The organism is Vibrio litoralis DSM 17657, assembly GCF_000426765.1.
Classification (GTDB): domain Bacteria; phylum Pseudomonadota; class Gammaproteobacteria; order Enterobacterales; family Vibrionaceae; genus Vibrio; species Vibrio litoralis.
The window spans coordinates 289247-303744 of record NZ_KE384567.1; the positions used below are offsets into that span (position 1 = coordinate 289247).

A 14498-nucleotide genomic window follows, 5' to 3' on the forward strand; every position below is an offset into this window, starting at 1 on the left:
TTGTTACTGCTTTTACATTCCCCAATCTCTACTAACTAAGTACTAAATGTTGTAGTGATACCAAGCCAGTGCGCAGACTATTGCAGGGGCAAACGGAACATAAGTTTTGGTAATGACCCCAGCTTGCATTTTTTGTCCATAGGTTATTCGCATATAAGCTTGTTGAGTCAGCAGTTTTAGTGAGCGATTAGACTGTGTTTTACTGGCAAAACCGCTTAGCCAGTAAAACACGCTAAACACCGCACCAAACATTAATAACGCTTGGGTAAAAGGCCACAAACCATTCCAGCCTATGAGCAATCCCACTACCCCTAATAACTTGACATCCCCCGCAGCCATGGCGCCGAAAAAATATAACCCTAAACACACGGCAAACATGGTGAAACCTGCTTGGGTGTGCTCCAACCATTGTTCGATAGTGAAATGTTGCACGCTGCCTTCAAGTAAAAAGGCTAACAACAAATAGCCGACCCAACGGTTGGGGATTTTATTTTCGCGAGCATCGTAAATTGCGATCGCCAGCAAGACCGACCAAGTGAGGGGAGTCATACTTATTAGCTACCAGAAGTAGATATATTATCTAATGAAGATGTAAGCTTTCCTTTTAGACCAGTAAAGAAATCCGTGAAAAATGAAGTGCCTATTAAAACTAATGCAGCAGCACCAATTACATACTCCACAATGGTTAGACCTTCTTCATCATCAATAAAATCTTTAGTTAATTGCATAAATTTGTTCATATTGAACTCCTTATCTATATGTTTTTTATAACGCAACTTTTATCTACAACGTCATTTACACGCATCAAACAAAATATATTTGACACAACTTTAGATTAGAATTTGTTTTTTTAATGTGATAGGACTTTATTGCTAGGCTATTGCACTTTCTTGCCAATTGATAAAAATAACTTTCCAAAAGTTTTTATTTTTCACACTATACTGACATTAACATTGATTAGAAAATGGACTTTCTATAGGTAAATTATGTTTAGCGATTGTGAATCACTCCCACCCCAAAAGCTTGATATCCCATGGTTAGGGGGGAACTTCTCCGATCTACCACAAAGTGTTCAGCGAGGGTTCCGCAATCATTTTGATCTACTAGAAACAGCAAACAACGTGTCAATGTTAACGGAGGGTAAAATACAAACCTCAATTTATTACTTAAATTCAAATAAATACCTACAAATTGAGTGCGCATTAATTATTTGTAAAAACTTAAATAAAAAATTAATCGTTATTCATCACCATAAAATAATGGACTACATTGCTAATTCACCCTGTGTTTTATTTTGCCTTGATATCGAATCTAAACCGGTCAATATTTTAGTGGAGCAGCTACAAACCCATTTTTATCATGAATATAGTAATCAAGTAGATAACCAAGACACCTCCGACGCCGCTAGTAGTCAACAACCATTCGAACAAGCCCCATTAAACAATGACTTTACACGCAAGTTGATGGTTTGCTTGGATCATATTCAGATCAACCTGCATGAACCGATAAAGATCGAAACTCTGGCGGCAATGTGTCATTGCTCGACTTATTACTTTTCACGCCAGTTTCACAGTGTGGTAGGTATGTCATTTCGTAACTATGTGTCTTTAAAACGCACCGAAATGGCCAAGCACATGTTACTCACTCGACCTAGCGAAAAAATTTCTAGCATCGCTTTTCAGTGTGGCTTTCGTGATGAAGCTTACTTTACTCGTCACTTCAAAAAGAAAGTTGGCATAACCCCATCGAGTTACAGACAAAAATATTTACAATCAAATTGATGCTTCAGTTCACAAGATTCCACTGGTTGGACCTTTGTCTTATTGTGGTTTGATCGTTAATAGCCTAAAAGTGTTAATAACTTGTTATATAAGGCGGAAATGATGACTGAACTCAACCAACAACCAACATCCACCACGCAATTTCCCCATGAGATGATTTTAAAATGGGCAAAAGAGCGACCTAATGATGTTTATCTCACTCAGCCGATTAACCGTGAAATTAAAGAATTCACTTTCTTTGAAGTGGCCGATCAAGCGTTGAGCCTAGTGTCGGCATTAAGAGGTTTAGGTCTAGAGCCTAAAGATAAAGTTGCCTTGCTTTCGAAGAACTGCGCGGAGTGGTTTATTTGTGATTTAGCCTTAATGCTAGGTGACTACGTAAGCGTACCGATTTTCCCAACGGCAGGCAGTGACACTATCGAACATTGCCTTATCCACAGTGAAGCCAAAGCGATTATTGTCGGTAAACTCGATGACGATGCAGCCACGCTAGAAGTATTAGGCAAACACCAACAACTCATCTCTATTTCTTTACCTTACGACAGTGCGCCAAGCTGCCAATATGAGTTCAATAATTTAATCGACAGCCATCAACCTAGCACAGAACGCCCTCAGCACAACGACGATACGCTGATGTCTTTAGTCTATACCTCAGGTACATCAGGTCTACCTAAAGGCGCAATGCTGACTTATGGCGGCTTTGCATGGTGTGCATCAAAAATTGTTGAGCATATTGGTTTACAAGAAAATGATCGATTATTCTCTTATTTGCCACTCGCCCATATTACCGAACGCGTCTATGTTTTTGGGTCTTCTGTATTAGGTGGTGTACCGACCAGTTTTGCCGAAAATCTGGATACCTTTATCGATGATGTTAAGGCTCACAAGCCTACCTTGTTTATTTCTGTGCCTCGCTTATGGACGGTTTTCCAGCAACGTATTTTGGATAAAATGCCACAGAAAAAACTCAGCATCCTACTTGCAATACCTTTCTTAAATAGCATTGTGAAGAAAAAAATAATCACAGGCTTAGGACTAGAAAATGCTCGCGTGCTCGGTTGTGGCTCTGCACCGATTTCTCCATCACTACTGCACTGGTATCGCAGTGTTGGGATGAATATTACCGAAGCATGGGGCATGACAGAAACCTTCGCTTATAGCACCATCAACTACCCATTCCGCGCCGATAAAATTGGCACTGTTGGCGCAGTAGGTCCAGGGGTTGATGTTCGCATTGCCAATGACCAAGAGATCATGGTTCGCGGTAAGGGACTATTTGCTGGCTATTATAAAAATGATGAAGCAACAAAAGAATCATTTGATGATGAAGGTTGGCTGCATACTGGTGATATCGGTAGCCTAGATGATGAAGGTTATTTATCGATTGAAGGGCGTAAAAAAGACACGTTCAAAACAGCCAAAGGAAAGTTCGTCTCACCTGTACCAATTGAGAAAAAAATCTTTGAACACTCTAGAGTCGAAATGATGTGCTTAATTGGTTTGGGCTTACCTGCACCAATTTTACTGGTTATTCCTCATTCATTTAAGAATTTTGATCGTGAGCGATATGAACGTAAAACGATTAAGATCATCAATCAAGTCAACGATGGTTTAGAATCTCACGCCAAGATCAAAGGGGTTCTGATGATTAAAGAACCGTGGAGTATCGAGAATGGTATTCTCACGCCGACTCTTAAAATCAAGCGTCACATACTAGAGAAAAAATATCACGACGTTGGAGCCAATTGGCCAAGTGATAAGTTTATTGTTTGGGAAGAGTAAGTTTCTAGGTCTCGGGTCTCGGGTCTCGGGTCTCGGGTCTCGGGTCTCGGGTCTCGGGTCTCGGGTCTCGGGTCTCGGGTCTCGGGTCTCGGGTCTCGGGTCTCGGGTCTCGGGGCTCGGGGACTAATTTTTCAAACGTCCAATTTCCTGTCAATACCTTCTATGTCTATTCATCCTTTTATGTTTATTCATATTGCGCCTTGCTATACTCGGATCATCTTATTTTATAGCAGGTTTCCCCTAACATGACTCAAAACAACGATCCTCTACATGGAATCACACTTCAAAAATTACTAACCGATCTAGTTGAGCATTACGGTTGGGAACAACTCAGTCAAATGGTAAACATTAACTGCTTCAAAAAAGATCCAAGCATTAAATCAAGCTTAAAGTTTTTGCGCCGCACACCTTGGGCAAGAGAAAAAGTTGAACAGATCTATATTGATTTAAAAGGATAGTTGAGAACATCTTGCTTTTCGGCTCTCGAGCAAAGCGTCCTCGTACCCTGAACCCGCTTTTCCTAGAAACTAGGGACTAGAAACTAGCTACCTTCATTATTCCGACATAAAAAAACCCGCTATCAGATAGCGGGTTTTTATTAAGATTTAATCAGCTAAAAAAGAATTACTTCTTCTCAGCTTCTTTACGTGCTTTAACGTCAGCAATAACTTGCTCTGCTACGTTTGCAGGACAAGGTGAGTAGTTTGCGAACTCCATAGAGAACTGACCACGACCTGAAGTCATTGTACGTAGAGAACCGATGTAACCGAACATTTCTGAAAGCGGTACGTCAGCCTTGATGCGAACGCCTGTAACGCCTGCTTCTTGGTCTTTGATCATACCACGACGACGGTTAAGGTCACCAATTACATCACCAACGTGATCTTCTGGAGTGAACACGTCCACGGCCATGATAGGTTCAAGAAGTTGCGCGCCAGCTTTAGGCATAGATTGACGGAATGCACCTTTCGCTGCGATTTCAAATGCTACTGCAGATGAATCGACTGCGTGGAAACCACCATCGAATAGTTCAACTTCAACATCTAGAGTTGGGAAGCCAGCAAGAACACCTTGGTCCATCATGCTAGCAAAACCTTTCTCGATTGCAGGCCAGAATTCTTTTGGTACGTTACCACCCACAACAGTTGATTTGAACGTAAAGCCAGAGTTTTTCTCACCAGGCTTGATACGGTAGTCGATTTTACCAAATTGACCAGAACCACCAGACTGTTTCTTATGCGTGTAGCTATCTTCAATTTCTTTGGTGATAGTTTCACGGTAAGCAACCTGAGGTTGACCAACGATTAGATCTACGCCGTAAGTACGCTTCAAGATATCAACTTTGATGTCCAAGTGAAGCTCACCCATACCTTTAAGGATGGTTTCGCCAGTTTCTTCATCAGTTTCAACTTGGAATGATGGATCTTCTGCAACCATTTTACCGATCGCGATACCCATTTTCTCAGAACCGCCTTTATCTTTAGGCTGTACAGCAATCGAGATTACTGGAGTTGGGAATACCATTGGTTCTAGAGTCACTTTATCTTTTGGATCACATAGAGTATGACCTGTTTGAACGTTTTTCATGCCTACGATAGCGATGATATCGCCTGCTTGTGCTGAAGTCAGTTCTTTACGGTCATCCGCTTGCATCTCAACCATACGACCAACACGCTCTGTTTTACCAGTGAATGAGTTCATAATAGTGTCGCCTTTGTTCAATTTACCAGAGTAAATACGAACGAAAGTTAGCGCGCCAAAACGGTCATCCATGATTTTGAATGCTAGTGCTTTGAAAGTTTCATCAGCAGAAACGATAGCGTAATTGCCAGTTTCGTTGCCTTCTTCATCCATAAGAGGTTGTGGATCAACTTCTGTTGGAGCTGGTAGGTAATCAACAACAGCATCAAGTACAAGTTGCATACCTTTGTTCTTAAATGCAGAACCACAGTAAGTTGGGAAGAATGCTAGGTCACGAGTACCTTTACGGATACAACGTTTGATTTCTTCAACAGAAGGCTCTTCACCTTCCATGTAAGCCATCATTAACTCATCATCTTGCTCTACAGCAGTTTCGATTAGCTCTTCACGGTATTGCTCAACATCGTCAACCATGTCCGCAGGAACGTCTTCAACAGTGTAGTTTTCTGGAAGACCAGTTTCGTCCCAGATGTAAGCTTTACGCTCAAGAACGTCAACTACGCCTTTAAAGTCATCTTCAACACCGATTGGAAGAGTCATGATAAGTGGAGTTGCACCAAGTACTTTCTTCACTTGATCTGTAACACGGTAAAAATCTGCACCCATACGGTCCAGTTTGTTTACGAAAATGATACGTGCAACGCCAGATTCGTTCGCGTAGCGCCAGTTTGTTTCTGACTGAGGCTCAACACCACCAGAACCACAGAATACACCGATACCGCCATCAAGAACTTTAAGAGAACGGTATACTTCTACTGTGAAGTCAACGTGTCCCGGAGTATCGATAACGTTGAAACGGTGATCTTTCCAGAAACAACTTACTGCTGCAGATTGGATAGTAATACCGCGCTCAGCTTCCTGTTCCATGAAGTCAGTAGTTGATTCGCCATCGTGCGTTTCACCACTTTTGTGGATAGTACCAGTTAGCTTAAGGATACGTTCAGTTGTGGTAGTTTTACCCGCATCAACGTGCGCAAAAATACCAATGTTTCTGTATTTTGATAAGTCAGTCATTGTCTTACTCTATTAATAGGATATAAAGTTCGCGCAGAGTATAACACAATCTGTCAAGACTGATATCCCCTGCGTGCATTTGGATAAAAAATCTTTTTTTGCCAGTTTGAATTCTGCATCTTGAAGTCACTTAGATATAAAGTGATTATTTCGTCATTAATCGGTTAGCTTTTTCTCAAACTCTCGCTATTCTAATTGCTTCACATTATTCTACTTTAAACATATTCAAGCAAAGGAAGCGCATGAGTCAGTGGTTTAAAAAATGGTTAATACGGATATTAATCTCTTTCTTCGTTGTTACCATCGTCATCACTTTGCCACTTAAATTCATCAATCCATTCGTATGGAGCTGGAAAGTGCAACGCGCTTGGTTTCCACCAGAACAATACCACCACTACTCTCCCACTGACTGGGTAAATTTAGACAATATTTCCCCATATATGCAACTAGCAGTGATCGCTTCAGAAGATCAACGTTTTCCAAAACATTACGGTATTGATTTTGTTTCAACCCAAAAAGCCATTGCAGATATGATCTCTGGCGAACGCTTTCGTGGTGCCAGTACCTTAACTCAACAAACCGTTAAAAACTTATATCTCTGGCCCGGTAAAGATATCTTCCGCAAAGCACTGGAAGCCTATCTCAGCTTATTGATTGAATTGGAATGGGGTAAATCTAGAGTTCTAGAGATTTATCTCAATATAGTCGAATTTGGCCCGGGCATTTTTGGCGTACAAGCTGCCAGCCTACATTATTATGGAATTTCAGCCAGTCAACTTTCTATGTCACAAGCCGCACGATTAGCCGCAGTGCTTCCCAATCCCTATAAGTTTCATGTCCAAAGCCCAACACCTTATGTCTGGCAACGGATTGATTGGATAGAAACTCAGATGAATCAATTAGGATTGGGATATTTGAGGGGGATGGATTAACGAAGCTCGTCTATCGTGTCTCGGACGCTACGCTGTTCGTTTATCGAAAGAACACATCGAGTACCGAGCAACGATAAGCGCAGCGCCCGAGCTTCGTTCTTACAACTCATCAAACGCATCTATCGCTTCCGATAACTTCTTCACTCCGTGGATCTGCATCCCCGTGATTCCACCTTTCGGCATATTCGCGGCTGGTACGATCGCTTTTTTAAAGCCATGTTTATACGCTTCCATTAAGCGCTCCTGACCACTTGGTACCGGGCGAATTTCACCAGCTAAACCAACTTCACCAAACACCACCACATCTTTGGGTAGTGGGCGGTCTTTAAAGCTAGAGAGCAGCGCCATTAATAATGCTAAGTCAGCACTGGTTTCTGCAACTTTCACACCACCGACGACGTTAACAAATACATCTTGATCCGCCATTTGCAAACCGCCGTGTTTATGTAGCACTGCAAGTAACATGGACAAACGGTTTTGGTCGAGGCCGACAGCCACGCGTCGTGGATTGGATAGCTGAGAATAATCCACCAGCGCTTGAATCTCGACCAACAAAGGCCTGGTACCTTCCCATACCACCATCACCGAACTGCCAGAGGTTTCTTCATCACCACGCGACAAGAAGATCGCCGAAGGATTACTAACTTCTTTTAACCCTTGGCCTGTCATGGCAAATACGCCTAATTCATTGACTGCGCCAAAACGGTTTTTATGACTGCGTAGAGTTCTAAAGCGACTATCCGCACTACCATCCAGTAATACAGAACAGTCAATAATATGCTCTAGAACTTTCGGGCCAGCTAAGGTGCCATCTTTGGTTACGTGACCTACCAGAAATACCGCGACATTATTTTGCTTGGCGTAACGAGTTAAGGTGGTGGCCGATTCACGAACTTGAGAAACACTCCCTGGCGATGATTGAACATCGGCAACATGCATTACCTGAATGGAATCGATCACCATGATTTTCGGTTGTTCTTTTTCTGCGATCTGACAAATCTTATCGACATTGGTTTCCGACAGCATTTTTAAGTGCTCTTTAGGCAAACCAAGACGTGAAGCACGCATCGCCACTTGTTGTAGAGATTCTTCACCAGTGACATATAAGGTTGGCATTTGCGCCGCTAAACGACATACGGTTTGCAGTAATAAGGTACTTTTACCTGCACCGGGGTTACCACCAATCAACACCGCTGAGCCGGGAACAATCCCTCCGCCTAGTACGCGGTCAAACTCTTTAAAGCCTGTCGAAAAGCGTGGTACTTCCTGTAAATCAATTTCTGATAGGTTTTGAACTTGTGCATCAGACACGGAACCGGCATAACCAGATAAACGTTCATTACGCGCCACTTGAGGCGAAGCTGCTAATCGAACTTCGGTAATGGTATTCCATGCACCACAGGCATTACATTGCCCTTGCCAACGTGGAAAATCCGCACCACAGTCATTACAGACATACGCTCGTTTTGCTTTACTCGCCATGAAAAAATCTCAAAGTGTTTAATAAAAGCAGAACGATTAAAGTTCTGCGTTAAATGGTGGTTCCTGGTTCCTGGTTCCTGGTTCCTGGTTCCTGGTTCCTGGTTCCTGGTTCCTGGTTCCTGGAAGGCTGCTTTCAATCGCTCAGGATATAAAGCAAATAAATAAGTAATTTTTTGCTGTATGTATTCAGCACCAACTCCTAGAAACCTTCTTTTATAACTACGGAATCGCTTTCCAACTCACACGTTTTTGCTGTACTAATGCCGCTGACAAAATACACAACACTCCGCCAAGGCCGGCGTAACGGATCGCGGTTTTAGCTTGTTGTTCAACTTTAGGTTTTGCATGATAAGCCACCCCTAAACCGGCAGTTGCCATCATAATGAGATCGTTCGCGCCATCACCCACCGCAATCGTATTGTGTTGTTCGACGTCATATTCATCGGCAAGGGTTACTAAAATATCAGCTTTGGTTTCTGCCGAAACAATATCGCCGAGAACTTTTCCGGTTAATTTACCATCAACAATTTCTAAGGTATTTGATTGGGCGTAGTCTAACCCTAGTGTTTCTTTTAGGTAGTCAGAGAAATAGGTGAAGCCACCTGAAGCAATCGCGGTTTTCCAGCCTAGTTGTTTTAGAGTCGTCACAAGTTCTGCTAAATCTGGCATTAGAGGCAAATTCTCGCGTACCTGAGCTAGAATCGATTCATCTGCGCCTTTTAATGCGCCAACACGTTCTCTTAAGCTTTCTTCAAAATCCAACTCACCTTGCATTGCTCGCTCAGTGACTTCGGATACTTGCTCACCAACACCTGCTAGCTTGGCAATTTCGTCAATACATTCGATTTGAATTGCGGTGGAATCCATATCCATCACAATTAAACCCGGCTTGGTTAATTCAGGCAGTACGCTGATAGACGCGCAATCTAAACCAAGCGCATGAATAAACTCAATCATTTCAGGAATAAGCTCGCCGCCCATTAAAGCGACTTCATAATGACCAACTTTCCATGAATCAAGCACAGGGTTAAAGCGTCCCGTAAACACGTCAATTCGGTCAAAGTGACCAATCGCTAAATGCTCACCAAAAATGATCCACTGAGCTTTTTGTTTATCTAAACTCGAATACAAACGAGATTCCGGCAAACGCTTTACCAACGACATACTTCGTTGAATTTTTAAACTGCGTTGCGGAATACTGAAAGATGCTGACACGTCCATGTTTTTGCCTTTTTTATCCAAACAATTAGAATTTATGTCATTGCGGTATTAATATTACCCAAACAGCAATGGCTAGGTTTACCCTCAAGTAACTGGGTTTTATGCGTTATCTCACAATAATGCATAGCAACTTACCCTATTGCAATTTATTAACGCAAGTCCCAAACTAACAATTCACTTCTTTTCGTTAATTATTACGATATAAAGGAAACTCTTGATGCAAACTTCGCTGTTTTCTTGGCGTGTTTTTTTACGCTTTGTCGCGATCATCCTGCTAGGCGGAATGTTTGCTTATACTATCATTAATAGCTTTGTGATCAGCCGTGATAACGAACATATCCAAAGTCAGCAGCTTGAAACCCTAACCAACCTTTTAATATCACAAGCCGCATTAACCGCAACCGATTTAATTGCCAATGATGACCAAGACAACTTACTCAAACTGGCCAACCAAATAGCCTCTGACGAATTAGTGTTTGATGCCACCATTTACAATGCAGAAGGGATCAAGCTGGTTGCCAGTGATCAAGCAAAAGATGTAAGAGAAATTCTCGGTTTAGATACGCCATTAAAAACCGCTTCTATCGGTCGAGAGCAATTAGTTAAACCAATTGTTAATGACGGTACTATCGTTGGTTTTATGCGTATTACCTTTGAAAAAGGCAAGGTCACAGCGATATCCGATCACCGCTACCGTAATAGTGATCATTTAATGTATATGATGCTGATATTAAGCTTTATTAGTGGCGTGCTATTGTGCTTACTACTGCTTTATAAGCCAAAAGATCAAGTAGAAAATATTTTACTTAAAGATTTATAGACGGTAGTAATCATTGTCACCCTGAATAGCGACGTAGGAGCGCAGTTCAGGATCTCCGACAGCGAGTGGCTAAGTCACGTGTGGTAGGAGATTACCTATCTTCTTCGCTTAGGCTCATGCACGGTATGACGGCCAAAAGAACAGAAAAAATAAAACCTCTTGATGGTCGACCCATCAAGAGGTTTTTTATTGTTAAGATTTAACTTCGTTGCTTAGCTGCTTACTTGTCGCCAAGTAGTACAGAATCTAGAGCAATATGAATCATATCGTTGAAGGTGGTTGCACGCTCATCAGAGGTAGTTTGCTCACCGTGTTTAATATGATCAGATACCGTACAAATCGCTACTGATTTCGCACCGTACTCTGCTGCAACACCGTAGATACCAGCTGCTTCCATTTCTACACCTAGAATGCCGTATTTATCCATTACTTTGAACATGTCTGGATCTGGCGTGTAGAATAAATCTGCAGAGAATAAGTTACCTACTTTCACGTCAATACCGCGAGCTTTCGCCGCTTCTTCTGCATTTTTTACCATTTGGTAGTCAGCAATCGCTGCAAAGTCGTGATCTTTAAAACGTAGACGGTTTACTTTTGAATCCGTACACGCGCCCATGCCAATCACAACATCACGCAATTTAATGCCGTCACTTACCGCACCACAGCTACCAACGCGAATGATTTTCTTTACGCCAAAATCTTTGATTAGCTCAGTGACGTAGATAGAACAAGACGCAATACCCATACCGTGACCCATTACTGACACTTTACGGCCTTGGTAAGTCCCTGTGTAACCAAACATATTACGTACATTACACACTTGAACTGCGTTATCTAAAAAGTTTTCTGCAATGTACTGTGCGCGAAGTGGATCACCCGGCATAAGTACGACGTCTGCAAAATCACCCATTTCAGCATTAATATGTGGAGTTGCCATGTTTGTATATCCTTTATATGTATTTTTGTTTAATCGTTAATGAGGTACGTAGCTCGTGCGCTACGCTTCTCGTAACTAGAGCGCTTTGCTTCTCGAACAAAGCACTCGGACAATTAATTTTTAGACATTTGTTTAATCGAATGCCGTCGCTATCGAGTTACGAGCATTCGAGAAACGAGATTCGTCTATAAAAACGACTTACCGTATTCCATATCAGATGTACCGAAGTATTCTGCTAAGCTTTGGCCTATATCGGCAAAAGTATCACGGCGACCTAATGATCCGGCTGGGATTTTAGGGCCTGACACTAAAACTGGGATATGTTCGCGCGTATGGTCGCTTCCTGGCCACGTTGGATCGCAACCATGGTCAGCGGTCAAAATCAGTACGTCATCTTCTTGCAGCATTGCTTGGATTTCAGGTAAACGCTTATCGAAGTACTCTAATGCTGCAGCATAACCTGCTACATCACGGCGGTGGCCGTAAGATGAATCGAAATCCACAAAGTTAGTGAACACGATAGTGTTACCACCCGCGGTCTTCACTTGTTCTAGAGTTGTATCAAACAATGCTTCTAAGCCTGTTGCTTTTACTTTTTGTGTAATACCGCAACCTGCGTAGATATCTGAAATCTTACCAATCGAGATCACTTCGCCATTTTTCTCATCAACCAGTTTTTGCAACACAGTTGCAGATGGCGGCTCAACGGATAAATCACGACGGTTACCAGTACGAGTAAATTCGCCTGGCTTATTACCGACAAATGGGCGCGCAATGACACGGCCAATATTATAAGGCTCAAGCTCTTCACGTACGATTTGGCATAGCTCAAGTAAGTTGTCTAGGCCGTAGGTTTCTTCGTGGCAAGCAATTTGGAACACTGAATCAGCAGAAGTGTAGAAGATAGGTTTACCACTCTTCATGTGCTCTTCGCCAAGCTCATCTAAAATCACCGTACCCGATGAATGACAGTTACCTAGATAACCTTTCAAGTTAGCGCGTTCAACAATCTTGTCGAGCAACTCTTGAGGGAAGCTGTTTTTCTCATCGGTAAAGTAGCCCCAATCAAACAGTACTGGTACACCAGCAATTTCCCAGTGACCTGACGGCGTATCTTTACCTGAAGATAATTCAGCCGCATGACCATAAGCACCGGTGATTTCGGCATTTTCATCAAGCCCTACAGGGAAAGTTCCGGTTGATTCTTGAGCGGCTTTACCTAGACCTAGTTTCGATAAGTTAGGTAGACGTAAAGGACCACTGCGGTTTTCATTATCCGCTAAACCTTTATTACATTGCTCGGCAATATGACCTAAGGTATCGGCACCTACATCACCAAATTTATCAGCATCTTGCGTTGCGCCAACACCGAAAGAATCCAATACTAAAATAATCGCACGTTTCATAGTTGATACTCCTGCCAAACAGTGACCGTTATAGATCTTCTGCTCGGATTTGACGATAAATCTCTGGTGTCGGTTGATAAGTTTCATCAGACACCGTGATCGCTTGTTGTAATTGGTTAGCCGCTTGCTGCCATTGCGCTTCACTTCTTGCGTGAATCATCGCTAATGGGGTATTGCTATCGGCTTGCTCACCTAGGCGGATAAATTGGTCAAAGCCAACCGCGTAATCAATGCTATCCGATGCCACTTTACGGCCACCACCCATTGATACCACAGCCATTCCTATCGCACGAGTATCCATAGCGGTTACTGTACCCGCTTGCTCTGCGTAGACTGGCTTAACAATTTCAGCTTTAGGTAGGTAAGCATCGTAGTTTTGTACAAAGTCTTTCGGGCCACCAAGACCGGCTACCATTTTGCCAAAACATTCCGCTGCACGGCTGTTATCTAAAGCCGCCTGTAATTTAATTCGAGCATCGTCAGTACTATCGGCTAAATGGCCAAGCACTAACATTTCGGCACATAGCGTCATAGTCACTTCAAGTAAACGAGGGTTACGAACTTCACCGCGAGAGTTTTTCTCTCCGGTTAAAAATTGTACCGCTTCTTTCACTTCTAAAGCATTACCTGCCGATGAAGCCAAGACTTGGTTCATATCAGTAAGAATAGCAGTGGTCTTAGTGCCTGCGCCATTTGCCACGGCAACAATAGACTGAGCAAGCTCTTCTGAAGCCTGGTAAGTTGGCATAAATGCGCCAGAACCGACTTTGACGTCCATAACCAGTGAATCTAAACCTGCTGCCAGCTTCTTAGATAAGATAGAAGCGGTAATAAGAGAAATATTATCGACCGTTGCCGTGATATCTCGCGTGGCATAAACACGTTTGTCAGCCGGTGCTAAGTCGCCTGTTTGGCCAATAATCGCTACACCCGCCTCTTTGGTTACATCACCGAAAACCTTATTAGAAGGCATAATGTTATAACCTGGGATTGATTCTAATTTATCCAGTGTACCGCCAGTATGCCCTAAGCCACGGCCCGAGATCATAGGAACAAAGCCACCACAAGCGGCGATCATCGCACCTAACATTAATGAGGTCACATCCCCAACACCGCCAGTTGAATGCTTATCGACGATTGGGCCTGGAAAGTTCATGTGTGACCAATCAATCACCATTCCGGAATCTCGCATCGCACACGTTAATGCAATACGCTCATCCATATTCATTTCATTAAAGAAAATGGTCATTGCAAATGCCGCAATTTGACCTTCTGAAACCGTGTCATTGGCGACGCCTTGGATAAAGAAGTTAATTTCTTCAGCCGTCAGTACTTCACCATCACGTTTTTTTCGAATAATTTCTTGAGGAAGATACATAGCTATCACCCATTCAGATACGAGAGGAAAAGGTAATACTTTGG

13 protein-coding genes are annotated in these 14498 nt (G+C 42.6%); 5 read left to right on the forward strand and 8 right to left on the reverse strand.

Features of this window, described 5'->3' with window-relative positions:
* Positions 1 to 42 precede the first annotated feature (42 nt).
* Both K358_RS18860 and K358_RS0114950 read right to left on the reverse strand, forming a co-directional pair.
* A complete protein-coding gene (locus tag K358_RS18860) occupies positions 43 to 549 on the reverse strand; it encodes an A24 family peptidase (protein WP_051241343.1) in 507 nt (168 codons plus the stop codon).
* A gap of 5 nt (positions 550 to 554) precedes the next feature.
* On the reverse strand, positions 555 to 740 hold the full coding sequence (locus tag K358_RS0114950; protein ID WP_027697573.1) for a Flp family type IVb pilin: 186 nt from the start codon (positions 738 to 740) through the stop codon (positions 555 to 557).
* 246 nt (positions 741 to 986) lie between these two features.
* Between K358_RS0114950 and K358_RS18865 the strand changes: the two genes are divergently transcribed.
* The 3 genes from K358_RS18865 to K358_RS0114965 all read left to right on the forward strand — a co-directional run bounded on the left by K358_RS18865 (position 987) and on the right by K358_RS0114965 (position 4021).
* Positions 987 to 1781, forward strand: a complete 795-nt coding sequence (locus K358_RS18865; protein WP_051241344.1) for a helix-turn-helix domain-containing protein — start codon at positions 987 to 989, stop codon at positions 1779 to 1781.
* A gap of 102 nt (positions 1782 to 1883) precedes the next feature.
* Positions 1884 to 3563 (forward strand): AMP-binding protein, encoded by a 1680-nt coding sequence (locus tag K358_RS0114960; protein WP_027697574.1) that lies wholly within the window; start codon positions 1884 to 1886, stop codon positions 3561 to 3563.
* Between the two features lie 245 nt (positions 3564 to 3808).
* Positions 3809 to 4021 (forward strand): VF530 family protein, encoded by a 213-nt coding sequence (locus K358_RS0114965; protein ID WP_027697575.1) that lies wholly within the window; start codon positions 3809 to 3811, stop codon positions 4019 to 4021.
* A gap of 166 nt (positions 4022 to 4187) precedes the next feature.
* Here the strand turns inward: K358_RS0114965 and fusA are convergent, their stop codons facing one another.
* On the reverse strand, positions 4188 to 6278 hold the full coding sequence (gene fusA / locus K358_RS0114970; RefSeq protein ID WP_027697576.1) for an elongation factor G: 2091 nt from the start codon (positions 6276 to 6278) through the stop codon (positions 4188 to 4190).
* Between the two features lie 242 nt (positions 6279 to 6520).
* Here fusA and mtgA point away from each other — a divergent pair, with 242 nt between their 5' ends.
* Entirely contained in the window at positions 6521 to 7210 is a 690-nt protein-coding gene (gene mtgA / locus K358_RS0114975) for a monofunctional biosynthetic peptidoglycan transglycosylase (RefSeq protein WP_027697577.1), read from the forward strand.
* A gap of 99 nt (positions 7211 to 7309) precedes the next feature.
* Here mtgA and radA read toward each other — a convergent pair whose 3' ends face one another.
* Together radA and serB are read right to left on the reverse strand one after the other, a co-directional pair.
* On the reverse strand, positions 7310 to 8692 hold the full coding sequence (gene radA, locus K358_RS0114980) for a DNA repair protein RadA (RefSeq protein ID WP_027697578.1): 1383 nt from the start codon (positions 8690 to 8692) through the stop codon (positions 7310 to 7312).
* A 219-nt stretch (positions 8693 to 8911) separates the two neighbouring features.
* Positions 8912 to 9913: a phosphoserine phosphatase gene (gene serB / locus K358_RS0114985; protein ID WP_027697579.1), complete on the reverse strand. Its 1002-nt coding sequence runs from the start codon at positions 9911 to 9913 to the stop codon at positions 8912 to 8914.
* Positions 9914 to 10130: 217 nt separating this feature from the next.
* Here serB and K358_RS0114990 point away from each other — a divergent pair, with 217 nt between their 5' ends.
* On the forward strand, positions 10131 to 10733 hold the full coding sequence (locus tag K358_RS0114990; protein WP_027697580.1) for a YtjB family periplasmic protein: 603 nt from the start codon (positions 10131 to 10133) through the stop codon (positions 10731 to 10733).
* A gap of 220 nt (positions 10734 to 10953) precedes the next feature.
* Here K358_RS0114990 and deoD read toward each other — a convergent pair whose 3' ends face one another.
* From deoD to deoA, 3 genes are all read right to left on the reverse strand, one after another.
* Positions 10954 to 11670, reverse strand: coding sequence for a purine-nucleoside phosphorylase (gene deoD, locus K358_RS0114995; protein ID WP_027697581.1), 717 nt, complete (start codon positions 11668 to 11670; stop codon positions 10954 to 10956).
* A gap of 185 nt (positions 11671 to 11855) precedes the next feature.
* Positions 11856 to 13076: a phosphopentomutase gene (deoB, locus tag K358_RS0115000; protein WP_027697582.1), complete on the reverse strand. Its 1221-nt coding sequence runs from the start codon at positions 13074 to 13076 to the stop codon at positions 11856 to 11858.
* A 28-nt stretch (positions 13077 to 13104) separates the two neighbouring features.
* Entirely contained in the window at positions 13105 to 14454 is a 1350-nt protein-coding gene (gene deoA, locus K358_RS0115005) for a thymidine phosphorylase (protein WP_027697583.1), read from the reverse strand.
* Positions 14455 to 14498 lie beyond the last annotated feature (44 nt).

What these genes read in the sequence shown, in the direction of transcription:
- K358_RS18865 (WP_051241344.1), top strand. Translation starts at nt 987, where the DNA reads ATGTTTAGCGATTGTGAATCACTCCCACCCCAAAAGCTTGATATCCCA.
- K358_RS18860 (WP_051241343.1), bottom strand. Translation starts at nt 549, where the DNA reads ATGACTCCCCTCACTTGGTCGGTCTTGCTGGCGATCGCAATTTACGAT.
- deoB (WP_027697582.1), bottom strand. Translation starts at nt 13,076, where the DNA reads ATGAAACGTGCGATTATTTTAGTATTGGATTCTTTCGGTGTTGGCGCA.
- fusA (WP_027697576.1), bottom strand. Translation starts at nt 6,278, where the DNA reads ATGACTGACTTATCAAAATACAGAAACATTGGTATTTTTGCGCACGTT.
- K358_RS0114960 (WP_027697574.1), top strand. Translation starts at nt 1,884, where the DNA reads ATGACTGAACTCAACCAACAACCAACATCCACCACGCAATTTCCCCAT.
- mtgA (WP_027697577.1), top strand. Translation starts at nt 6,521, where the DNA reads ATGAGTCAGTGGTTTAAAAAATGGTTAATACGGATATTAATCTCTTTC.
- K358_RS0114965 (WP_027697575.1), top strand. Translation starts at nt 3,809, where the DNA reads ATGACTCAAAACAACGATCCTCTACATGGAATCACACTTCAAAAATTA.
- K358_RS0114950 (WP_027697573.1), bottom strand. Translation starts at nt 740, where the DNA reads ATGAACAAATTTATGCAATTAACTAAAGATTTTATTGATGATGAAGAA.
- K358_RS0114990 (WP_027697580.1), top strand. Translation starts at nt 10,131, where the DNA reads ATGCAAACTTCGCTGTTTTCTTGGCGTGTTTTTTTACGCTTTGTCGCG.
- deoD (WP_027697581.1), bottom strand. Translation starts at nt 11,670, where the DNA reads ATGGCAACTCCACATATTAATGCTGAAATGGGTGATTTTGCAGACGTC.
- deoA (WP_027697583.1), bottom strand. Translation starts at nt 14,454, where the DNA reads ATGTATCTTCCTCAAGAAATTATTCGAAAAAAACGTGATGGTGAAGTA.
- serB (WP_027697579.1), bottom strand. Translation starts at nt 9,913, where the DNA reads ATGGACGTGTCAGCATCTTTCAGTATTCCGCAACGCAGTTTAAAAATT.
- radA (WP_027697578.1), bottom strand. Translation starts at nt 8,692, where the DNA reads ATGGCGAGTAAAGCAAAACGAGCGTATGTCTGTAATGACTGTGGTGCG.